The organism is Pseudomonas sp. G3-19 (assembly GCF_054855875.1).
In genome coordinates, this window is sequence record NZ_JBMPIQ010000003.1 from 6,044,866 (window position 1) to 6,065,895 (window position 21,030).

Below are 21,030 nucleotides of genomic sequence, written 5' to 3' on the forward strand. Positions count from 1 at the left end.
GCCGATTTTTGAGCCTTTCAGAACCTGAGTTCGACTGGGTGTTTCACGTCGGCGTAACTCTCCCAAGCACCGCGATCAGTTCCCTCTCCCTCCGGGAGAGGGCTAGGGTGAGGGGCTCTTGATCTGGTTTTTGATCTGGCTTTGGCTTTTGATCTTTTGCCCCTTCGGCAGGCCGAGCGAAGGTGTTCACCCGGGGGGTTAGGCGCGCAGCGCCATGCGGCGAAGCCGCATACATCGAGAGGAGGTGCAGCGAAGCAAACCGGAGGCGATGCCCCCGGATGGACACCGTAGCGAGGGAACACTGAGCCTCAGCGAAGTGCCGTACGCCGGGGCAAGACTTTTTGGTTACTTTTGAGGCGTTTGTCAAAAGTGACCCGCCGTAAGGGCGGAACCATAGGAGGCCGTTACCGCAGCAACGGATATACACCCAAAACCCCAAAACCCAGTCGGCCCACAGGCCGCTGCGACCAGACAAACAAAAACGGCCTCTATATAAGAGGCCGTTCCCGATACAACTTCAAGACGTTATCGCAAGACAAGCCTTATTTGCGGTCTTCCAGCTTGGTGATATCACGCGACTCGTAGCCAGTGTACAACTGGCGCGGACGGCCAATCTTGTACGGGCTGGAGAGCATTTCTTTCCAGTGCGAAATCCAGCCCACAGTACGCGCCAGAGCGAAGATCACGGTGAACATGCTGGTTGGAATGCCGATCGCCTTGAGGATGATCCCCGAGTAGAAGTCGACGTTCGGGTACAGCGAGCGCTCGATGAAGTACGGGTCGGTCAGCGCGATCTCTTCCAGGCGCATGGCCAGTTCGAGTTGCGGATCGTTGTTGATGCCCAGTTCTTTCAGCACTTCGTCGCAGGTCTGCTTCATGACAGTCGCGCGAGGGTCGCGGTTCTTGTAAACGCGGTGACCGAAGCCCATCAGTTTGAACGGATCGTTCTTGTCCTTGGCCTTGGCGATGAACTTGTCGATGTTGGACACATCGCCAATCTCGTCAAGCATGGTCAGAACGGCTTCGTTCGCACCGCCGTGGGCAGGGCCCCACAGTGCGGCGATACCGGCGGCGATACAGGCGAACGGGTTGGCACCCGAGGAACCTGCCAGGCGCACGGTGGACGTCGATGCGTTCTGCTCGTGGTCGGCGTGGAGGATGAAGATCCGATCCATGGCCTTGGCGAGTACCGGGCTGATCGGTTTGATCTCGCACGGGGTGTTGAACATCATGTGCAGGAAGTTTTCCGCGTACGTCAGGTCGTTGCGCGGGTACATCATGGGTTGGCCCATGGAGTACTTGTAAACCATCGCTGCCAGGGTTGGCATCTTGGCGACCAGACGGATCGCGGAGATTTCGCGATGCTGCGGGTTATTGATGTCCAGGGAGTCGTGGTAGAAGGCCGAGAGGGCGCCGACTACGCCGCACATGACGGCCATCGGGTGGGCGTCGCGACGGAAGCCGTTGAAGAAGGTTTTCAGCTGCTCGTGAACCATGGTGTGGTTTTTCACGGTGCTGACGAACTGGGCCTTCTGTTCTGCAGTCGGCAATTCGCCGTTGAGCAGCAGGTAGCAGGTTTCCAGGTAGTCCGACTTTTCAGCCAGCTGTTCGATCGGGTAGCCGCGGTGCAACAGAATGCCGTTGTCGCCGTCGATATAGGTGATCTTCGATTCGCACGAGGCGGTCGACATGAAACCCGGGTCGAAAGTGAAGCGGCCCGTGGCCGTCAGGCCCCGAACATCGATTACATCGGGACCAACGGTGCCGGTTAAAATGGGCAGCTCGACGGGGGCTGCGCCCTCGATGATCAACTGCGCTTTTTTGTCAGCCATGTGGCCTCCTATTTATGCTTGAACCATCAGACAGACCCCCCACGCAGGGCCCGCACCACTATAGTGAGATAAATTCGAATGTCAATTTGCCTAAAGTCTTGCTCCAGAAGGCTTTAAGCGCACTTTTTCCTCGAAATTGACTGCCATTTACGCCTTTTATGCGACTTGTGCAATCAGCTATTGGGGGTAGGTGATTGCGTTGTCATTAGTAGCCTAACTGTCTATACTCGGCCACCGACCGCCAAGGGCTTTTGGGCTTGCTTTCATTGGGGGTCGCATCCCTGGGTGGTGGTTACCTGACCAGTGCACTCCCCAACAACTTTGCCCTGATTGTTAGGGGCTCTTCAGTGTGAAAAAAAAGCCGTGAAAAGCCAACGACCTGTAAACCTAGACCTAAGGACCATCAAACTCCCAGTCACTGCTTACACGTCCATTCTTCACCGTATCTCCGGTGTCATCCTCTTCGTGTGCCTTGCCATCATGCTTTACGCATTGGACAAGTCGCTGAGCTCCGAGGAAGGCTTCGGTCAGGTGAAAGCGTGTCTGACCAGTCCGCTAGCCAAGCTAGTGATTTGGGGCATCCTGTCCGCTCTGCTGTATCACCTGGTTGCCGGTGTGCGCCATTTGATCATGGACATGGGCATCGGTGAGACGCTGGAAGGCGGCAAGCTGGGCTCGAAAATCGTTATCGCCGTTTCCGTGGTGGTAATCGTTCTGGCAGGAGTCTGGATATGGTAACTAACGTCACGAACCTCTCGCGTTCGGGCCTCTATGACTGGATGGCGCAACGTGTGTCGGCGGTCGTTCTCGCGGCTTACTTCATTTTTCTGATCGGATACGTCGTGGCCCACCCAGGCCTCGAGTACGCCCAGTGGCATGAACTGTTCGCCCACAACGGGATGCGTATTTTCAGCCTCCTGGCCCTTGTTGCTCTCGGCGCTCACGCCTGGGTCGGCATGTGGACCATCGCGACTGACTACCTGACGCCAATGGCGTTCGGCAAGTCCGCGACGGCTATACGTTTCCTTTTCCAGGCAGTATGCGGCGTTGCAATGTTCGCTTACTTCGTCTGGGGTGTGCAGATTCTCTGGGGTATCTGAGTCATGGCTAACATTCCAACGATTTCTTTCGACGCCATCATTATTGGTGGTGGCGGTGCCGGCATGCGCGCTGCGCTGCAGCTGGCGCAGGGCGGTCACAAGACTGCGGTGATCACCAAGGTTTTCCCGACCCGTTCGCACACTGTATCCGCCCAGGGCGGCATCACCTGCGCGATCGCGTCCGCTGACCCGAACGATGACTGGCGCTGGCACATGTACGATACCGTCAAGGGTTCCGACTACATCGGTGACCAGGACGCTATCGAATACATGTGTCAGGAAGGCCCGGCTGCCGTTTTCGAGCTGGACCACATGGGTCTGCCGTTCTCGCGTACCGAGCAAGGCCGTATCTACCAGCGTCCGTTCGGTGGTCAGTCCAAGGACTACGGTAAGGGCGGCCAGGCTGCCCGTACTTGCGCAGCGTCCGACCGTACCGGTCACGCACTGCTGCACACCCTTTATCAGGGCAACCTGAAAGCCGGTACCACGTTCCTGAACGAGTACTACGCGGTCGACCTGGTGAAAAACCAGGAAGGCGAGTTTGTCGGTGTGATCGCGATCTGCATCGAAACCGGCGAAACTTCGTACATTCGCGCCAAGGCCACCGTACTGGCTACTGGCGGTGCTGGCCGTATCTACGCCTCCACCACCAACGCCCTGATCAACACCGGTGACGGCGTTGGCATGGCGCTGCGTGCTGGCGTGCCGGTACAAGACATCGAAATGTGGCAGTTCCACCCGACCGGCATCGCCGGCGCCGGTGTACTGGTGACCGAAGGTTGCCGTGGTGAAGGTGGTTACCTGATCAACAAGCACGGCGAGCGTTTCATGGAGCGTTATGCTCCGAACGCGAAAGACCTCGCTGGTCGTGACGTGGTTGCCCGCTCGATGGTTAAAGAAATCATCGCCGGCAACGGTTGCGGTCCGAATGGCGACCACGTAATGCTCAAACTCGACCACTTGGGCGAGGAAGTGCTGCACAGCCGTCTGCCAGGTATCTGCGAACTGTCGAAGACTTTCGCACACGTTGACCCGGTGGTTGCTCCGGTTCCGGTTGTTCCGACCTGCCACTACATGATGGGCGGCGTTGCCACCAACATTCATGGTCAGGCGATCACCCAGAACGCCGAAGGCGTGGATCAGATCATTCCGGGTCTGTTCGCCGTAGGTGAAGTGGCTTGCGTATCGGTACACGGTGCCAACCGTCTGGGCGGCAACTCGCTGCTCGACCTGGTGGTATTCGGCCGCGCTGCCGGCCTGCACCTGGAAAAGGCGCTGACCGACGGCATCGAATACGACGACGCTACCGAAGCCGACATCGAAGCTGCCCTGTCGCGTTTGAATGCGCTGAACGGCCGTACCGATGGCGAAGACGTGGCTACCCTGCGTCGCGAGCTGCAAAGCTGCATGCAGAACTACTTCGGTGTATTCCGCACTGGCGAATACATGCAGAAGGGTATCGCTCAGCTGGCCGATCTGCGCAAGCGCATCGCCAACGTGAAGATCAACGACAAGTCGCAAGCGTTCAACACCGCGCGTATCGAAGCTCTGGAACTGCAAAACCTGCTGGAAGTGGCTGAAGCTACCGCCATCGCGGCCGAAGTACGTAAAGAGTCCCGCGGCGCTCACGCCCGTGAAGACTTCGAAGACCGTGACGACGAAAACTGGCTGTGCCACACCCTGTACTTCCCGGGTGAGAAACGCGTCGCCAAGCGTGCCGTAAACTTCTCGCCGAAGACTGTTCCGACTTTCGAACCTAAAGTCCGGACTTATTAAGGGTGATCGCCATGTTGCAAGTCAGTGTTTATCGCTACAACCCTGATCAGGACGCTGCGCCGTTCATGCAGGAATTCCAGGTCGATACCGGTGGTAAAGACCTGATGGTGCTGGACGTGCTGGCCCTGATCAAAGAGCAGGACGAGGGTTTCTCCTATCGTCGCTCTTGCCGTGAAGGCGTCTGCGGCTCCGACGGCATGAACATCAACGGCAAGAACGGCCTGGCGTGCATCACGCCGCTGTCCGCTGTCGTAAAAGGCAACAAGTTGATCGTTCGTCCGCTGCCAGGTTTGCCGGTTATCCGTGACCTGGTTGTCGATATGAGCATCTTCTACAAGCAATACGAGAAGGTTAAGCCTTACCTGCAGAACGACACGCCGGCTCCGGCCATCGAGCGTCTGCAGTCCCCTGAAGAGCGTGAAAAGCTCGACGGTCTGTACGAGTGCATCCTGTGCGCCTGCTGCTCGACCTCGTGCCCGTCCTTCTGGTGGAACCCGGACAAGTTCCTGGGTCCAGCTGCCCTGCTGCAAGCGTACCGCTTCCTGGCAGACAGCCGTGACACCAAGACGTCCGAGCGTCTGGCTTCGCTTGATGACCCGTTCAGCGTCTTCCGCTGCCGGGGCATCATGAACTGCGTCAACGTATGTCCGAAAGGCCTGAACCCGACTAAGGCCATCGGTCACATCCGTAACATGCTGCTTTCGAGCGGCGTGTGATTCAGCTGCTGTAACCGTAGAACCGCTGTAACGAAGAGGCTGTGGCGCGGGCTTCAACCCGCGTCATGGCTATAACCAGAGCAGTAGCCACAAGCTGCAGCTCTTATTTTGAAGAAATGAGACAAGCAGGGGCATCCGGGCTGGTACCCGGACTATCAGCGTGATCCTAAGTGGCTTGTTTTGGTCGCTGCATTCGGACTTCTGCAAGTTTGCTCGGTATTGACGCCGATGGTGTTCCCCTAACCGAGGGTGACCAAGCATGCAAGAAAGCGTGATGCAGCGCATGTGGAACAGCGCCTACCTTTCAGGTGGAAACGCTGCCTATGTGGAAGAGCTTTATGAGCTCTACCTGCACGACCCTAACGCTGTGCCAGAAGAGTGGCGCACCTACTTTCAGAAGCTGCCTGCCGACGGCAGCTCTGCCACTGATGTTTCGCACTCCACAATTCGCGATCATTTCGTGCTGCTGGCAAAGAACCAGCGCCGCGCCCAACCGGTTTCCGCCGGGAGCGTGAGCAGTGAGCACGAGAAGAAGCAAGTTGAAGTGCTGCGATTGATCCAGGCCTACCGTATGCGTGGCCACCAGGCAGCCCAGCTTGACCCGCTGGGGCTGTGGCAGCGTCCTGCACCTGCAGACCTGTCGATCAATCATTACGGCTTGACCAATGCCGATCTTGATACGACCTTCCGTGCCGGCGACCTGTTCATCGGCAAAGAGGAAGCGAGCCTACGCGAAATTCACGAAGCGTTGCAGCAGACATATTGCCGCACCATCGGCGCTGAATTTACGCACATCACCGATTCCGAGCAGCGCCAGTGGTTCCAGCAGCGTCTGGAAAGCGTACGTGGTCGTCCGACGTACTCCGCCGACATCAAGAGCCACCTGCTCGAGCGCGTGACTGCCGGTGAAGGCCTGGAAAAATACCTGGGCACCAAATACCCGGGCACCAAGCGTTTCGGTCTGGAAGGCGGCGAAAGCCTGATTCCGATGCTTGACGAACTGATCCAGCGTTCCGGTTCCTACGGCACCAAGGAAGTCGTCATCGGCATGGCCCACCGTGGCCGTTTGAACGTGCTGGTCAACACCTTCGGCAAGAACCCGCGCGAGCTGTTCGACGAGTTCGAAGGCAAGAAGAAGGTCGAGCTGGGTTCCGGTGACGTCAAATACCACCAGGGCTTCTCGTCCAACGTGATGACCACCGGCGGTGAAGTTCACCTGGCCATGGCGTTCAACCCGTCCCACCTGGAAATCGTTTCCCCGGTGGTAGAAGGTTCGGTTCGCGCCCGTCAGGATCGTCGTAACGACCCGACCGGTGAGAAGGTGCTGCCGATCTCCATCCACGGTGACGCTGCATTCGCAGGTCAGGGCGTGGTCATGGAAACCTTCCAGATGTCGCAGACCCGCGGTTTCAAGACCGGCGGTACCGTGCACATCGTGATCAACAACCAGGTCGGTTTCACCATCAGCAACCCGCTGGACTCGCGTTCCACCGAGTACGCCACCGACGTTGCGAAGATGATCCAGGCGCCGATCCTCCATGTGAATGGTGATGATCCGGAAGCCGTGCTGTTCGTGACCCAGTTGGCCATCGATTACCGCATGCAGTTCAAGCGTGACGTGGTGATTGACCTGGTCTGCTACCGTCGTCGCGGCCACAACGAGGCCGACGAGCCAAGCGGCACCCAGCCGCTGATGTATCAGCAGATCACCAAGCAGCGCACTACCCGTGAGCTGTACGCGGATCGCCTGACTCAGGCCGGTGTGCTGGACGCTGAGCGTGTTCAGGCCAAGGTCGACGAATACCGCAACGCGCTGGACAACGGTCTGCATGTAGTGAAATCGCTGGTCAAAGAGCCGAACAAAGAGTTGTTCGTGGACTGGCGTCCGTATCTGGGCCACGCCTGGACTGCGCGTCACGACACGCGTTTCGACCTGAAGACCCTGCAGGAACTGTCCGCCAAGCTGCTGGAAATTCCGGAAGGCTTCGTGGTTCAGCGTCAGGTCGCGAAGATCTACGAAGACCGTCAGAAGATGCAAGCCGGCGGCCTGCCGATCAACTGGGGTTACGCCGAAACCATGGCGTACGCGACCCTGGCGTTCGAAGGTCACCCGATCCGCATGACCGGTCAGGACATCGGCCGCGGTACGTTCTCGCACCGTCACGCTGTGCTGCACAATCAGAAAGACGCGGGCACCTACATTCCGCTGCAGAACCTGTACGACGGTCAGCCACGCTTTGACCTGTACGACTCGTTCCTCTCGGAAGAAGCGGTATTGGCTTTCGAATACGGTTACTCGACCACCACGCCAAACGCGCTGGTGATCTGGGAAGCCCAGTTCGGCGACTTCGCCAACGGTGCACAGGTCGTTATCGACCAGTTCATCACCAGCGGCGAGCACAAGTGGGGCCGTCTCTGCGGTCTGACCATGCTGTTGCCGCACGGCTACGAAGGTCAGGGTCCTGAGCACAGCTCGGCACGTCTTGAGCGTTACCTGCAGCTGTGCGCCGAGCACAACATTCAGGTGTGCATGCCGACCACCCCGGCCCAGATCTACCACTTGCTGCGTCGTCAGGTGATTCGCCCGCTGCGCAAACCTCTGGTAGTGCTGACGCCGAAGTCGCTGCTGCGCCACAAGCTGGCCGTCTCGACTCTGGAAGATCTGGCTGAAGGTTCGTTCCAGACCGTGATCCCGGAAATCGATGCCCTGGACCCGAAAAAGGTCGAGCGCGTTGTTCTGTGTAGCGGCAAGGTCTACTACGACCTGCTGGAAAAACGTCGTGCCGAAGGCCGTGACGATATCGCCATCGTGCGTATCGAGCAGCTGTATCCATTCCCTGAGGACGACTTGAAAGAAGTCCTGGCGCCTTACACCAACGTCAAGCATGCCGTCTGGTGTCAGGAAGAGCCGATGAACCAGGGCGCCTGGTACTGCAGCCAGCATCACCTGCGTCGCAGCATCGGTAACCTCGACAAGTCTCTCGTACTCGAGTACGCGGGCCGCGAGGCTTCTGCTGCCCCAGCATGTGGTTACGCATCGATGCACGCCGAGCAGCAGGAAAAACTGCTGCAAGACGCGTTTACCGTTTAACGCCTTCGCGCACCTGAAACCGAATTTAAGGAACCACAGATAATGGCTATCGAGATCAAAGCCCCCACTTTCCCGGAATCGGTTGCCGATGGCACCGTTGCCACCTGGCACAAAAAACCGGGCGACGCCGTCAAGCGTGACGACCTGATCGTCGACATCGAAACCGACAAAGTCGTACTGGAAGTGCTGGCTACCGCCGACGGCGTGCTGGGCGCAATCGTCAAAAACGAAGGCGACACCGTTCTGTCCGACGAAGTCCTGGGCTCCATCGAAGCGGGCGGCGCTGCTGCCGCTGCTCCAGCCGCCGCTGCTGCTCCGGCCGCTGCTGCCGCTGCCCCGGCTGCTGCCGAAGGCGAAGACGATCCTGTTGCTGCTCCGGCTGCGCGCAAGCTGGCTGAAGAGAACGGCATCAACATCGCTTCCGTTGCCGGTACCGGCAAAGGTGGTCGTGTGACCAAGGAAGACGTGGTGGCTGCTGTTGCCGCGAAGAAAGCCGCTCCGGCTGCCGCACCTGCCAAGGCTGCTGCTCCGGCTGCCGCTGCTCCGGTATTCGCTGCCGGTGATCGCGTTGAGAAGCGCGTACCGATGACCCGTCTGCGTGCCAAGGTTGCCGAGCGTCTGGTTGAAGCCCAGTCGAACATGGCAATGCTGACCACTTTCAACGAAGTCGACATGACCGAAGTCATGGCGCTGCGTTCGAAGTACAAGGACCTGTTCGAGAAGTCCCACAACGGCGTACGCCTGGGCTTCATGTCGTTCTTCGTCAAGGCTGCCACCGAAGCGCTGAAACGCTTCCCGGCGGTCAACGCTTCGATCGACGGTGCGGACATCGTTTACCACGGCTACGCCGACATCGGTGTTGCCGTTTCCAGCGACCGTGGTCTGGTCGTTCCGGTTCTGCGTAACGCCGAGCTGATGAGCCTGGCTGAAATCGAAGGCGGCATCGCCACGTTCGGCAAGAAAGCCCGTGACGGCAAACTGTCGATGGAAGAGATGACCGGCGGTACCTTCACCATCACCAACGGTGGTACCTTCGGTTCGATGATGTCGACCCCGATCGTCAACCCGCCGCAGGCAGCGATTCTGGGCATGCACAACATCATCCAGCGTCCTATGGCCATCAACGGTCAGGTCGTGATCCGTCCGATGATGTACCTGGCACTGTCCTACGATCACCGTCTGATCGATGGCAAAGAAGCTGTAACCTTCCTGGTGACCATCAAGAACCTGCTGGAAGATCCGGCTCGTCTGTTGCTGGATATCTGATAGAAGCAGCCATGCGCTGCGGGTGGCGTACCGTCGGCAACGGCGGTACGGCCCGCAGCGCGCGGCTTGAAGCTTTTCGCTAAAGAGGATTTTTTGAATGTCGCAGAAATTTGACGTAGTAGTGATCGGTGCCGGCCCTGGCGGCTATGTAGCTGCCATCAAGGCCGCGCAGCTGGGTCTCACCACTGCCTGCATCGAGAAGTACACCGACGCTGAAGGCAAACAGGCCCTCGGCGGTACTTGCCTGAACGTCGGCTGCATTCCGTCCAAGGCGCTGCTGGACAGCTCCTGGAAGTACAAGGAAGCCAAAGAGAGCTTCAACGTTCACGGTATCTCGACCGGCGAAGTCAAAATGGACGTCGCTGCGATGGTTGGCCGTAAGGCTGGCATCGTCAAGAACCTGACTGGCGGCGTTGCCACCCTGTTCAAGGCCAACGGCGTTACCTCGATCCAGGGCCACGGCAAGCTGCTGGCTGGCAAGAAAGTCGAAGTCACCAAGCCGGACGGTTCGGTTGAAGTCATCGAAGCCGAAAACGTCATCCTGGCTCCAGGTTCGCGTCCGATCGACATTCCGCCGGCTCCGGTCGATCAGAAAGTCATCGTCGATTCGACTGGCGCTCTGGAATTCCAATCCGTACCTAAGCGTCTGGGCGTGATCGGCGCTGGCGTGATCGGTCTGGAACTGGGTTCGGTGTGGTCGCGTCTGGGTTCCGAAGTGGTTGTCCTCGAAGCACTGGACACCTTCCTGATGGCAGCGGACACCGCTGTTTCCAAGGAAGCGCTGAAAACCCTGACCAAGCAAGGTCTGGACATCAAACTGGGCGCTCGCGTAACCGGTTCGAAAGTGAACGGCGAAGAAGTCGTGGTTAACTACACCGATGCCAACGGCGAACAGTCCATCACTTTCGACAAGCTGATCGTAGCCGTTGGTCGCCGTCCGGTGACCACTGATCTGCTGGCTGCCGACAGCGGCGTGACCCTGGACGAGCGCGGTTTCGTGCACGTTGACGATCACTGCGCCACCACCGTACCGGGCGTCTACGCCATCGGTGACGTGGTGCGCGGCATGATGCTGGCGCACAAGGCCTCGGAAGAGGGCATCATGGTTGTCGAGCGCATCAAGGGCCACAAAGCCCAGATGAACTATGACCTGATCCCTTCGGTTATTTATACTCACCCGGAAATCGCGTGGGTTGGCAAAACCGAGCAGGCCTTGAAAGCCGAAGGCGTTGAAGTTAACGTCGGCACCTTCCCGTTCGCCGCTTCCGGCCGTGCCATGGCCGCCAACGATACCGGTGGTTTCGTCAAGGTCATCGCTGATGCCAAGACTGACCGCGTATTGGGCGTGCACGTAATTGGCCCGAGCGCTGCAGAACTGGTTCAGCAGGGCGCGATCGGTATGGAATTCGGTACCAGCGCTGAAGACCTGGGCATGATGGTTTTCTCCCATCCGACCCTGTCTGAAGCCTTGCACGAAGCTGCTCTGGCTGTGAATGGCGGCGCCATCCACATTGCCAACCGCAAGAAGCGTTAAGACACAATAAGAAACCACGGCGGTAACGGCCCGTCGTGAGCCTTGCGAGCAAGTCTCACCGCGGAATGTCCGCTGGACGCAGTCTTGCGTAGCTGCACCGGGTATCCGGAAAGGCTACGCAAGCAGCAGTCACAGGTGGCGCGGCACTCATCAAGAGCGCAGCGCCGAATGCGCAGTACCTAACGAAGACGGTAAAAAGCATGAATCTTCACGAGTATCAGGGTAAGCAGCTGTTCGCTGAATACGGCCTGCCAGTTTCCACTGGTTACGCAGTAGACACCCCGGAAGCAGCAGCAGAAGCTTGCGACAAAATCGGCGGCAGCGAGTGGGTTGTCAAAGCCCAGGTCCACGCCGGTGGTCGCGGTAAAGCGGGCGGCGTCAAGCTGGTTCGCAACAAAGAAGACGCCAAGGCCTTCGCACAGCAGTGGCTGGGCAAGCGTCTGGTGACTTACCAGACTGACGCCAATGGTCAGCCAGTCACCAAGATCCTGGTTGAATCGTGCACTGATATCGCTAAAGAGCTGTACCTGGGCGCTGTCGTTGACCGTTCGAGCCGTCGCATCGTGTTCATGGCTTCCACCGAAGGTGGCGTGGACATCGAGAAAATCGCTCACGACACTCCAGAAAAAATTCTGAAAGCCACTATCGATCCACTGGTTGGCGCTCAGCCATTCCAGGGTCGCGAGCTGGCGTTCCAACTGGGTCTGGAAGGCAAGCAAGTTGCCCAGTTCGCCAAGATCTTCGTTGGTCTGGCCAAACTGTTCCAGGATCACGATCTGGCCCTGCTGGAAGTGAACCCGCTGGTGATCAAGGCTGACGGCGATCTGCACTGCCTGGACGCCAAGATCAACATCGACGCCAACGCCATGTACCGTCAGCCTAAGCTGAAGACTTTCCACGATCCGTCGCAAGACGATCCGCGCGAAGCGCACGCTGCCAAGTTCGAACTGAACTACGTAGCCCTGGAAGGCAACATCGGCTGCATGGTCAACGGTGCCGGCCTGGCCATGGGTACCATGGACATCGTCAACCTGCACGGCGGCAAGCCAGCCAACTTCCTCGACGTAGGTGGTGGTGCTACCAAAGAGCGCGTGACCGAAGCCTTCAAGATCATCCTGTCCGACACCAACGTCGCTGCAGTACTGGTCAACATCTTCGGCGGCATCGTTCGCTGCGACATGATTGCCGAAGGCATCATCGGCGCCGTTAAAGAAGTCGGCGTGAAAATCCCGGTTGTTGTTCGCCTTGAAGGCAACAACGCTGAGCTGGGCGCTAAAGTACTGGCAGAAAGCGGTTTGAACATCATCGCTGCTACCAGCCTGACCGACGCTGCTCAACAAGTTGTCAAAGCTGCGGAGGGCAAATAATGAGCGTCCTGATCAATAAAGACACCAAAGTTATCTGCCAGGGTATTACCGGTTCGCAAGGTAGTTTCCACACCCAGCAAGCCATCGAATACGGCACCAAGATGGTTGGTGGCGTAACTCCGGGCAAAGGCGGCACCGAGCACCTGGGTCTGCCAGTGTTCAACACCGTCAAAGACGCAGTTGCTGCCACAGGCGCTACCGCCAGCGTGATCTACGTTCCGGCTCCTTTCTGCAAGGACTCGATCCTGGAAGCAGCGTTCGGCGGCATCAAGCTGATCGTCTGCATCACTGAAGGCATTCCTACCCTGGACATGCTGGACGCTAAAGTTAAGTGCGACGAGCTGGGTGTTACCCTGATCGGCCCTAACTGCCCAGGCGTGATCACCCCAGGCGAATGCAAGATCGGCATCATGCCAGGTCACATTCACTTGCCAGGCAAGGTCGGTATCGTTTCGCGTTCCGGCACCCTGACCTACGAAGCTGTGAAGCAGACCACTGACGCCGGTTTCGGTCAGTCGACTTGCGTCGGCATCGGTGGTGACCCGATCCCGGGTTCGAACTTCATCGACATCCTGAAGCTGTTCCAGGAAGACCCGAAGACCGAAGCGATCGTGATGATCGGCGAGATCGGCGGTTCGGCTGAAGAAGAAGCGGCTGCCTACATCAAGGCACACGTGACCAAGCCGGTTGTTTCCTACATCGCTGGTGTGACTGCTCCTCCGGGCAAGCGCATGGGCCATGCTGGCGCAATCATCTCTGGCGGCAAAGGCACTGCAGACGAGAAATTCGCTGCGCTGCAAGACGCAGGCGTAAAAACCGTGCGTTCGCTGGCAGACATCGGCAAGGCCCTGGCCGAGCTGACCGGTTGGGCTGTCAAGTAAGCCTCGTGCTTGACTGACGCTTCACCAGACAAAGGCCACCTTCGGGTGGCCTTTGTTGTTTCTGGCATTAAAGGGATAGGAGGGCTTCTGTGGCGAGGGGATTTATCCCCGATGGGCTGCGAAGCGGCTCCAAACCCGATGTATCCAGCCAATCGAAAAGCGCTACAAGTTCTCAATCAGGGCTGCTTCGGCCCATCGGGGATAAATCCCCTCACTACAGGGTTCGTGCTCTACCTACAGAGTTCCATGTAGGAAAAATAGATGCGTAAACGCGACACAGACACGTCGTGTATCGGATAGTTCGCCCTCAAACAGTGCGTTTGTCAGACAAATTCGTTAGGCTAGCAGCCATTTTTGCGTCTGCCGCCCACAAGGCATGCAACGCGCTAAACGGGTCAGTCTTATACGGACTGACAGCATTTCCCTAACCCCACAGGGAAATCCCCCTCTAAATTCCGATTCAGTAGTGTGGTATTTCCTTAATGAAAGTTTTGAAAGGTCAGGACATCCTGGCACTGGGCTTTATGACATTTGCCCTGTTCGTCGGGGCCGGCAACATCATTTTCCCGCCTATCGTCGGCCTGCAGTCCGGACCTAATGTCTGGATGGCGGCGCTGGGCTTCCTGATCACGGCCGTCGGTCTGCCGGTGGTCACCGTCGTCGCCCTGGCCAAGGTCGGTGGCGCGATGGATGCGCTGAGCAGCCCGATTGGCAAGATCGCCGGTGGTGTGCTCGCCGCGGCATGCTACCTGGCGGTCGGCCCGCTGTTCGCCACCCCGCGGACCGCGACCGTGTCGTTCGAAGTGGGTCTCGCGCCGCTGACCGGCGAAAGCCCGCTGGCGCTGTTCCTCTACAGCTCGGTGTACTTCCTGCTGGTGTTCTTCATCTCGCTGTATCCGGGCCGTCTGCTCGATACCGTGGGGCGTTTCCTCGCGCCGCTGAAAATCATCGCCCTGGCGGTACTCGGCATCGCCGCGTTCGCCCTGCCGGCCGGGGATATCGGTCAGGCCACGCCGGAATACGTCGCGGCACCGTTCTCCCAGGGCTTCATCAACGGTTACCTGACCATGGATACCCTCGGCGCGCTGGTGTTCGGTATCGTCATCGTCAACGCGATCCGCTCCCGTGGCGTCGAGTCGCCTGCGCTGATCACCCGTTACGCGATCATTGCCGGCCTCATCGCCGGTGTCGGTCTGGCGCTGGTGTACATCAGCCTGTTCCGCCTCGGCTCCGGCAGCCACGAAGTCGCGGTCGGTGCCACTAACGGCGCGGCGGTGCTGCATGCTTACGTGCAACACACCTTCGGTTCGCTGGGCAGCGGTTTCCTCGCGGTGCTGATCTCGCTGGCGTGCCTGGTGACCGCGGTCGGTCTGACCTGCGCCTGCGCTGAATACTTCAGCCGCGTGCTGCCGCTGTCCTACAAGACCCTGGTGATCATCCTCGCCGCGTTCTCGCTGCTGGTGTCCAACCTGGGCCTGACCAAGCTGATCGCGTTCTCGATCCCGGTGCTGACCGCGATCTACCCGCCGTGCATCGTTCTGGTGGCTCTGAGCTTCTGCAAGGACTTCTGGCATGAACACGGGCGGATCCTCGGCCCGGTGATGCTGGTGTCGTTCCTGTTCGGCACCATCGACGCGCTCAAGGGCGCCGGTCTGGCTGACTGGATGCCGTCGCAGCTGTCGCACCTGCCGCTGAGCGAGCAGGGCCTGGCGTGGCTGGTGCCATGCGTGATGACCCTGGTGGTCGCCGTGGTCTGCGATCGCCTGCTGGGCAAGCGCAGCGAAGCCGTTGCCTGACGTTGTCTGACCCGCCACAAGCGGGTCTTCAGCGCTTAAACAGAAATGCCCCGTATCAATCGATACGGGGCATTTTTTATGGGCGTCTGGCAGTGTCTTTTTCCGCGAGCTAACGTCGAAGCACTGCACAGATTTTATGTAGGAGTGAGCCTGCTCGCGTTGGCGTCGTACCTGTCGGATCAATGCCGGGTGTGCCAGCGAATCGCGAGCAGGCTCACTCCTACAGGTAATGCATCCACACTTCACAGGAAAACGAATGTCGTTCATCCAAGCCAATCTGATCCACCTGCTGGCCGCGCTCTGGTTTGTCATTTGCTGGGGCGGCTACACCCGTTATGCGTCGTGGAAGGCCCGCGACACCGCGTGCCTCGCCAGCGTGCTGCACCTGTATCGCGAAGACTGGATGCGCCGCATGCTGCTGCGTGACAACCGTATTGCCGACGCCAGCGTGATCGGTAATCTGGAGCGTAACGCCTCGTTCTTCGCCTCCAGCACTCTGATCATCCTCGCCGGCATTCTCACCGTGCTCGGTGCGTCCGAACGCGCCGTGTCGCTGCTGGCGGATATCCCGATGGTGCAGCAGGCATCGCAGGGCATGTCGGAGATCAAGTTGCTGTGTCTGGCGCTGGTGTTCGTCTATGCGTTCTTCACGTTCAGTTGGTGCATGCGTCAGTACAACTTTGCTGCCGTGCTGGTCGGTTCCGCGCCGATGATCGGTGAGCGTCAGGTCTCGGAGCAGGAGCGCAAGGCGTTCGCACTGCGGGCGGCGCGGGTGATTTCGATGGCGGCGAACCAGTTCAACTTCGGTCTGCGTTCTTATTACTTCGGCATGAGCATGCTGGCGTGGTTTGTCAGCCCGTGGCTGTTCATGTTGATGAGTGCCGGGGTGGTCATCGTGTTGTACCGCCGCGAGTTTCATTCCGACGTGCTGGATGTGATGGTCTATACCCCTACAGAGGCACCATTGCCCGAAACCAATAAAGAGGCTGCTTGATGAGTATTCCGTTCTGGTGTGTGTTTATCAGTGCACTGTTGATTTACATCGCGCGGATGCCGGTGGGTAAAGCCATGAAAGAGCAGGGCGGTTACAACAACCACCTGCCGCGCCAACAGCAGGCGCAACTCACCGGCTATGGCGCGCGGGCGCTGGCGGCGCACCAGAACTGCATCGAAGCGTTCATCCTGTTCGCCGTGGGTGTGCTGATGGCGCACACCACGCAAACCCAAGGCTGGTTGATCGATGCGCTGGCGATCATCTTTGTGATCGCGCGAATTCTTTACGTGTGGTTATACCTGGCGGATAAACCATCCCTGCGCAGCCTGGTGTGGCTGATCGGCCTGATCTGCAGTTTGTTGCTGATGATTAGTCCGACTTTTAGAACCGTATTGCTCTAAGAAAGCCTCTAAGCCAAGACTGACAAAAAATCACAGACAAAAGAAAACCCGCACTTGGCGGGTTTTCTCTTTCTGCATCAAGTCGCAATTATTGCTTCTTGGCAGCTTCTTCCTGAGCAGCTTGATTCGATTCAGCCTGAGCTTTGGCAGCTTCGGCGTTTTCTTTTGCTGCGTCGTTCACTTTATCCTGAGCTTTGTTCATGTCTTGCTGAGCTTGCTCAGCATGTTGGTTGGCATCTTGAGCTTTGTCCTCGGATTTTTTATCGCAGGCAGCGAGACCGAGGGAAGCGGTCAACATCAAGGCAATAGCTAAAGTCTTACGCATGGGGTGTTTCTCCTTATGGAAAATAACTACTGGCCTTAAGAGCGCAGCGCCAAAGGTTAAGTTCCTCATTTCCTTCAGATATATAAGTTTGTTTTTTAGTGGAACTTTTGCGGTATTTCCTACTACTGGCACAAGGCTCTAACGAGAGTAATTATCAAATGGCTGAAAACCCCGTTTTTGAGCGCGCGACACGATTTCTTTCGGCCCTGCGCCATTGTCAGGTGCTCGGTTTGACGGTACACAGCGCCAGCAGCGAAGGGCTGACGGTGAGGTTGCCGTACAGCGCGCAAATCGTCGGCAATCCACAGACCGGGGTCATCCACGGCGGTGCCATTACTTCGCTGATGGACACCGCGTGCGGCATGTCCACGTTGTGCGTGCTGGCGGAGTTCGAAGTCTGCCCGACCCTGGACCTGCGTATCGACTACATGCACGCCGCCGAGCCGAACAAGGACGTCTATGGCTTTGCCCAGTGTTACCGGGTCACCACCGATGTGATCTTCGCCCGCGGCTTTGCCTATCAGGATGATCCGCAGCAACCGATCGCCCATGTCGTCGGCACATTCATGCGCATGGGCAAGGGCCTGAAGGGCACTCACGGGTTTGGCGGCACGATCAAAGGAGAGCTCTCATGAGCGATGACTGGAAGCAACAATTGCTGCTGGCCCACGCCCAGGGCGATTACGCACCGCTGCTGGGGATGATTCCCTACGCCGGGCTGATCGGCGTCGAATGCTCGCGAGTCGGTGATGAATTGCTGTTCAAGCTGCCGGCGAATAAGGACAACATTGGTAACCCTTTATTGCCAGCCATTCACGGCGGGGTGATCGCCGGGTTCATGGAGCTGGCGGCCGCGTTGCATCTGCTGATCTTCACCGGGGCGCCCGGGGTGCCGAAGATCATCGACTTCTCTCTGGATTACCTGCGCGCCGGGCAGTTTCGCGACACCTGGGCCAAGTGTCAGGTCTGTCGCCAGGGCCGGCGCGTGGCCAACGTCGCCATCACGGCCTGGCAAAGCACCGAGAGCGAACCGATTGCCACCGCCCGTGCACATTTCAAAATTGATGAGCCCTTGAAATCCTGAACGCTGCCCCCAACTCAGTGAACAACCCGCCGCCGACCCCTCTGGATCGCGGCCACTGCCATCTGATTGGAGTTTGATGACCATGAGTGTGGAAACTCAAAAGGAAACCCTGGGCTTCCAGACCGAGGTAAAGCAGCTGCTGCACCTCATGATCCATTCGCTGTATTCCAACAAGGAAATCTTCCTTCGCGAATTGATCTCGAACGCCTCTGACGCTGTCGACAAGCTGCGCTTCGAAGCCCTGGCCAAGCCTGAGTTGCTCGAAGGTGGCGCTGAACTGAAAATCCGTGTGAGCTTCGACAAGGACGCCAAGACCGTCACCCTCGAAGACAACGGTATCGGCATGAACCGTGACGATGTGATCACCCACCTGGGGACCATCGCCAAGTCGGGCACCGCCGATTTCATGAAGAATCTCTCGGGCGATCAGAAAAAAGATTCGCACCTGATCGGCCAGTTCGGTGTCGGCTTCTACTCGGCCTTCATCGTGGCTGACAAAGTCGACGTGTACAGCCGTCGCGCCGGCACTCCTGCCAGCGAAGGCGTGCACTGGTCGTCGAAAGGCGAGGGCGAGTTTGAAGTCGCCACCATCGACAAGCCAGAGCGCGGCACCCGCATCGTCCTGCACCTGAAGTCCGCTGAAGACGAGTTCGCCGACGGCTGGCGTCTGCGCAACATCATCAAGAAATACTCCGACCACATCGCGCTGCCGATCGAACTGCCGAAAGAAGTCACTGCCGCTGAAGGCGAAGAGAAGCCTGCCGTTGAATGGGAAACCGTCAACCGCGCCAGCGCCCTGTGGACCCGTCCGCGCACTGAAGTGAAGGACGAGGAATACCAGGAGTTCTACAAGCACATCGCTCACGACTTCGAAAATCCGCTGGCCTGGAGCCACAACAAAGTCGAAGGCAAGCTCGAGTACAGCTCGCTGCTGTACGTGCCGGCCCGTGCGCCGTTCGATCTGTACCAGCGTGAAGCGCCAAAAGGCCTGAAGCTGTACGTGCAGCGCGTGTTCGTGATGGATCAGGCCGAGTCGTTCCTGCCGCTGTACCTGCGCTTCATCAAGGGCGTGGTCGATTCCAACGACCTGTCGCTGAACGTGTCGCGGGAAATCCTGCAGAAAGATCCGATCATCGACTCGATGAAGTCGGCGCTGACCAAGCGCGTGCTGGACATGCTGGAAAAACTGGCGAAGAACGAGCCTGAGCAATACAAGGGCTTCTGGAAAAACTTCGGTCAGGTCATGAAAGAAGGCCCGGCAGAAGATTTCGCCAACAAGGAAAAAATTGCCGGTCTGCTGCGTTTCGCATCGACCCAAGGTGACGACGGCGAGCAAGTTGTCGGTCTGGCTGACTACCTGGCGCGCGCCAAGGAAGGTCAGGACAAGATCTACTACCTCACCGGCGAAACCTACGCGCAGGTCAAGAACAGCCCGCACCTGGAAGTCTTCCGCAAAAAAGGCATCGAAGTGCTGCTGCTGACCGACCGTATCGACGAGTGGCTGATGAGCTACCTCAGCGAATTCGACGGCAAGACCTTTGTCGACGTGGCACGCGGTGACCTTGATCTGGGCAACCTGGACTCGGAAGAGGACAAGAAAGCTGCAGAAGAAGTCGCCAAGTCCAAAGAAGGTCTGGTCGAGCGCCTGAAAACCGCGCTGGGCGATTCCGTGGCGGAAGTCCGGGTTTCCCATCGTCTGACCGATTCGCCAGCCATTCTGGCCATCGGCGAACAGGACCTGGGCCTGCAAATGCGCCAGATCCTCGAAGCCAGCGGACAGAAAGTGCCGGAGTCGAAGCCGATTTTCGAATTCAACCCGAGTCACCCGCTGATCGAGAAACTCGACGGCGAGCAGAACGAAGGGCGTTTTGGCGACCTGTCGCACATCCTCTTCGATCAGGCCGCCCTGGCGGCTGGCGAAAGCTTGAAAGACCCGGCCGCTTACGTGACCCGTCTGAACAAGCTGCTGGTTGAACTGTCAGCTTGATCACGTTGTAGAAAAACCCGCTTCGGCGGGTTTTTTCATTCTGGTGTTTAACTAATCAGGAGTCAGAAATGAGCCAAGTTACTGTACGTTCCGTGGTCTATCAGCTGGATGGCCAGCCCTATGAAGGTCGTCTGGCGTTCGACGCCGAGCACAAGGGCGCGCGCCCGGGCCTGCTGATGGCGCCGAACTGGATGGGTGTCAGCGCCGGTGCGGAGGAGATCGCCAAGTCGGTCGCGGCCAAGGGCTACGTGGTGTTGATTGCTGACGTGTATGGCCAGGCAGTACGTCCGCAGAACGCTGACGAGGCCGGCGCGGCGATGATGCCGCTGAAGAACGATCGTGCACTGCTGCGCAAGCGCATGCAGGCAGCGTTCGAGCAGTTGCAGAAGCAGGGCGAGGCAGCGGTCGATACCTCGAAGCTTGCGGTGTTCGGTTTCTGCTTTGGTGGTTGCTGTGCGCTGGATCTGGCCCGTACCGGTGCGCCGGTGAAGGCTGTGGTGTCGTTCCATGGCACGCTCGATTCGCCGAACCCGGCGGACGCAAAGAACATCAAGGGCTCGGTGCTGGTGCTGCACGGTGCCTCCGACCCGCTGGTGCCGAAGGAGCAATTGCCGGCGTTCGAAGATGAAATGAACGCGGCGAAGGTCGATTGGCAGTTGCTCAGCTATGGCGGTGCGGTGCACTCGTTCACCGATCCACATGCCAATGTGCCGGGCAAGATGATGTACGACGCGAAGACCGCCAAGCGTGCGTTCAAGTCGATGCATGATTTGCTGGATGAAGTGTTCAAAGCCTGAAGCCTGGAAAGCTAAAAGCCCCTCACCCTAACCCTCTCCCTAAGGGAGAGGGGACCGATCGGGGGATGCTCAAGGATTACGCC

Annotated in this window: 18 protein-coding genes; 16 read left to right on the top strand and 2 right to left on the bottom strand. The window is 58.4% G+C overall.

Annotated features, from left to right (window positions below):
• Positions 1–542: 542 nt before the first annotated feature.
• On the bottom strand, positions 543–1,832 hold the full coding sequence (gene gltA / locus ACOYXI_RS27570) for a citrate synthase (protein ID WP_003222994.1): 1,290 nt from the start codon (positions 1,830–1,832) through the stop codon (positions 543–545).
• Between the two features lie 363 nt (positions 1,833–2,195).
• On the opposite strand from gltA, the gene sdhC reads away from it, so the two are divergent.
• The 12 genes from sdhC (at position 2,196) to ACOYXI_RS27630 (ending at position 16,754) form a co-directional block, all read left to right on the top strand.
• A complete protein-coding gene (gene sdhC / locus ACOYXI_RS27575; RefSeq protein WP_016773673.1) occupies positions 2,196–2,570 on the top strand; it encodes a succinate dehydrogenase, cytochrome b556 subunit in 375 nt (124 codons plus the stop codon).
• Positions 2,564–2,932 carry a succinate dehydrogenase, hydrophobic membrane anchor protein gene (sdhD, locus tag ACOYXI_RS27580; RefSeq protein ID WP_003222999.1) on the top strand — a complete coding sequence of 123 codons (369 nt, stop codon included), beginning with the start codon at positions 2,564–2,566 and terminating at the stop codon, positions 2,930–2,932. Before sdhC ends, sdhD begins: the two co-directional genes overlap by 7 nt.
• 3 nt (positions 2,933–2,935) lie before the next feature.
• On the top strand, positions 2,936–4,708 hold the full coding sequence (sdhA, locus tag ACOYXI_RS27585; protein ID WP_007962857.1) for a succinate dehydrogenase flavoprotein subunit: 1,773 nt from the start codon (positions 2,936–2,938) through the stop codon (positions 4,706–4,708).
• 11 nt (positions 4,709–4,719) lie between these two features.
• Positions 4,720–5,424 (top strand): succinate dehydrogenase iron-sulfur subunit, encoded by a 705-nt coding sequence (locus ACOYXI_RS27590; RefSeq protein WP_003223007.1) that lies wholly within the window; start codon positions 4,720–4,722, stop codon positions 5,422–5,424.
• A gap of 259 nt (positions 5,425–5,683) precedes the next feature.
• A complete protein-coding gene (locus ACOYXI_RS27595) occupies positions 5,684–8,515 on the top strand; it encodes a 2-oxoglutarate dehydrogenase E1 component (protein WP_027614036.1) in 2,832 nt (943 codons plus the stop codon).
• Positions 8,516–8,557: 42 nt separating this feature from the next.
• Positions 8,558–9,781 (top strand): 2-oxoglutarate dehydrogenase complex dihydrolipoyllysine-residue succinyltransferase, encoded by a 1,224-nt coding sequence (gene odhB, locus ACOYXI_RS27600; RefSeq protein WP_003223011.1) that lies wholly within the window; start codon positions 8,558–8,560, stop codon positions 9,779–9,781.
• A 97-nt stretch (positions 9,782–9,878) separates the two neighbouring features.
• Positions 9,879–11,315, top strand: coding sequence for a dihydrolipoyl dehydrogenase (lpdA, locus tag ACOYXI_RS27605; protein ID WP_461675521.1), 1,437 nt, complete (start codon positions 9,879–9,881; stop codon positions 11,313–11,315).
• 200 nt (positions 11,316–11,515) lie between these two features.
• Positions 11,516–12,682 (top strand): ADP-forming succinate--CoA ligase subunit beta, encoded by a 1,167-nt coding sequence (sucC, locus tag ACOYXI_RS27610; RefSeq protein ID WP_003223015.1) that lies wholly within the window; start codon positions 11,516–11,518, stop codon positions 12,680–12,682.
• A complete protein-coding gene (gene sucD / locus ACOYXI_RS27615) occupies positions 12,682–13,563 on the top strand; it encodes a succinate--CoA ligase subunit alpha (RefSeq protein WP_003223019.1) in 882 nt (293 codons plus the stop codon). The genes sucC and sucD overlap by 1 nt, the downstream gene beginning before the upstream one ends.
• A gap of 482 nt (positions 13,564–14,045) precedes the next feature.
• The gene (brnQ, locus tag ACOYXI_RS27620; RefSeq protein ID WP_027614038.1) at positions 14,046–15,359 is read left to right on the top strand and encodes a branched-chain amino acid transport system II carrier protein; all 1,314 of its coding nucleotides are present in this window, start codon (positions 14,046–14,048) and stop codon (positions 15,357–15,359) included.
• 256 nt (positions 15,360–15,615) lie between these two features.
• A complete protein-coding gene (locus tag ACOYXI_RS27625) occupies positions 15,616–16,353 on the top strand; it encodes a DUF599 domain-containing protein (RefSeq protein ID WP_027614039.1) in 738 nt (245 codons plus the stop codon).
• The gene (locus ACOYXI_RS27630; protein ID WP_258679001.1) at positions 16,353–16,754 is read left to right on the top strand and encodes an MAPEG family protein; all 402 of its coding nucleotides are present in this window, start codon (positions 16,353–16,355) and stop codon (positions 16,752–16,754) included. The genes ACOYXI_RS27625 and ACOYXI_RS27630 overlap by 1 nt, the downstream gene beginning before the upstream one ends.
• An 88-nt stretch (positions 16,755–16,842) precedes the next feature.
• Here ACOYXI_RS27630 and ACOYXI_RS27635 read toward each other — a convergent pair whose 3' ends face one another.
• Positions 16,843–17,079: a hypothetical protein gene (locus ACOYXI_RS27635; protein ID WP_007962865.1), complete on the bottom strand. Its 237-nt coding sequence runs from the start codon at positions 17,077–17,079 to the stop codon at positions 16,843–16,845.
• Positions 17,080–17,237: 158 nt separating this feature from the next.
• Here ACOYXI_RS27635 and ACOYXI_RS27640 point away from each other — a divergent pair, with 158 nt between their 5' ends.
• From ACOYXI_RS27640 to ACOYXI_RS27655, 4 genes are all read left to right on the top strand, one after another.
• Positions 17,238–17,714 carry a PaaI family thioesterase gene (locus ACOYXI_RS27640; RefSeq protein WP_098967875.1) on the top strand — a complete coding sequence of 159 codons (477 nt, stop codon included), beginning with the start codon at positions 17,238–17,240 and terminating at the stop codon, positions 17,712–17,714.
• Positions 17,711–18,163, top strand: a complete 453-nt coding sequence (locus ACOYXI_RS27645) for a PaaI family thioesterase (RefSeq protein WP_064586638.1) — start codon at positions 17,711–17,713, stop codon at positions 18,161–18,163. The genes ACOYXI_RS27640 and ACOYXI_RS27645 overlap by 4 nt, the downstream gene beginning before the upstream one ends.
• Before the next feature lie 82 nt (positions 18,164–18,245).
• The gene (htpG, locus tag ACOYXI_RS27650) at positions 18,246–20,150 is read left to right on the top strand and encodes a molecular chaperone HtpG (protein WP_047600274.1); all 1,905 of its coding nucleotides are present in this window, start codon (positions 18,246–18,248) and stop codon (positions 20,148–20,150) included.
• A 68-nt stretch (positions 20,151–20,218) separates the two neighbouring features.
• Entirely contained in the window at positions 20,219–20,947 is a 729-nt protein-coding gene (locus ACOYXI_RS27655) for a dienelactone hydrolase family protein (protein WP_098967877.1), read from the top strand.
• The last annotated feature ends 83 nt before the right edge of the window (positions 20,948–21,030 follow it).

Bases quoted from the DNA above. Each gene is read 5' to 3' on its own strand.
- lpdA (WP_461675521.1), top strand. From the start codon at position 9,879: ATGTCGCAGAAATTTGACGTAGTAGTGATCGGTGCCGGCCCTGGCGGC.
- brnQ (WP_027614038.1), top strand. From the start codon at position 14,046: ATGAAAGTTTTGAAAGGTCAGGACATCCTGGCACTGGGCTTTATGACA.
- sdhD (WP_003222999.1), top strand. From the start codon at position 2,564: ATGGTAACTAACGTCACGAACCTCTCGCGTTCGGGCCTCTATGACTGG.
- ACOYXI_RS27635 (WP_007962865.1), bottom strand. From the start codon at position 17,079: ATGCGTAAGACTTTAGCTATTGCCTTGATGTTGACCGCTTCCCTCGGT.
- sdhA (WP_007962857.1), top strand. From the start codon at position 2,936: ATGGCTAACATTCCAACGATTTCTTTCGACGCCATCATTATTGGTGGT.
- ACOYXI_RS27625 (WP_027614039.1), top strand. From the start codon at position 15,616: ATGTCGTTCATCCAAGCCAATCTGATCCACCTGCTGGCCGCGCTCTGG.
- odhB (WP_003223011.1), top strand. From the start codon at position 8,558: ATGGCTATCGAGATCAAAGCCCCCACTTTCCCGGAATCGGTTGCCGAT.
- ACOYXI_RS27595 (WP_027614036.1), top strand. From the start codon at position 5,684: ATGCAAGAAAGCGTGATGCAGCGCATGTGGAACAGCGCCTACCTTTCA.
- gltA (WP_003222994.1), bottom strand. From the start codon at position 1,832: ATGGCTGACAAAAAAGCGCAGTTGATCATCGAGGGCGCAGCCCCCGTC.
- ACOYXI_RS27640 (WP_098967875.1), top strand. From the start codon at position 17,238: ATGGCTGAAAACCCCGTTTTTGAGCGCGCGACACGATTTCTTTCGGCC.
- ACOYXI_RS27655 (WP_098967877.1), top strand. From the start codon at position 20,219: ATGAGCCAAGTTACTGTACGTTCCGTGGTCTATCAGCTGGATGGCCAG.
- ACOYXI_RS27630 (WP_258679001.1), top strand. From the start codon at position 16,353: ATGAGTATTCCGTTCTGGTGTGTGTTTATCAGTGCACTGTTGATTTAC.
- sucC (WP_003223015.1), top strand. From the start codon at position 11,516: ATGAATCTTCACGAGTATCAGGGTAAGCAGCTGTTCGCTGAATACGGC.
- htpG (WP_047600274.1), top strand. From the start codon at position 18,246: ATGAGTGTGGAAACTCAAAAGGAAACCCTGGGCTTCCAGACCGAGGTA.
- sucD (WP_003223019.1), top strand. From the start codon at position 12,682: ATGAGCGTCCTGATCAATAAAGACACCAAAGTTATCTGCCAGGGTATT.
- ACOYXI_RS27590 (WP_003223007.1), top strand. From the start codon at position 4,720: ATGTTGCAAGTCAGTGTTTATCGCTACAACCCTGATCAGGACGCTGCG.
- ACOYXI_RS27645 (WP_064586638.1), top strand. From the start codon at position 17,711: ATGAGCGATGACTGGAAGCAACAATTGCTGCTGGCCCACGCCCAGGGC.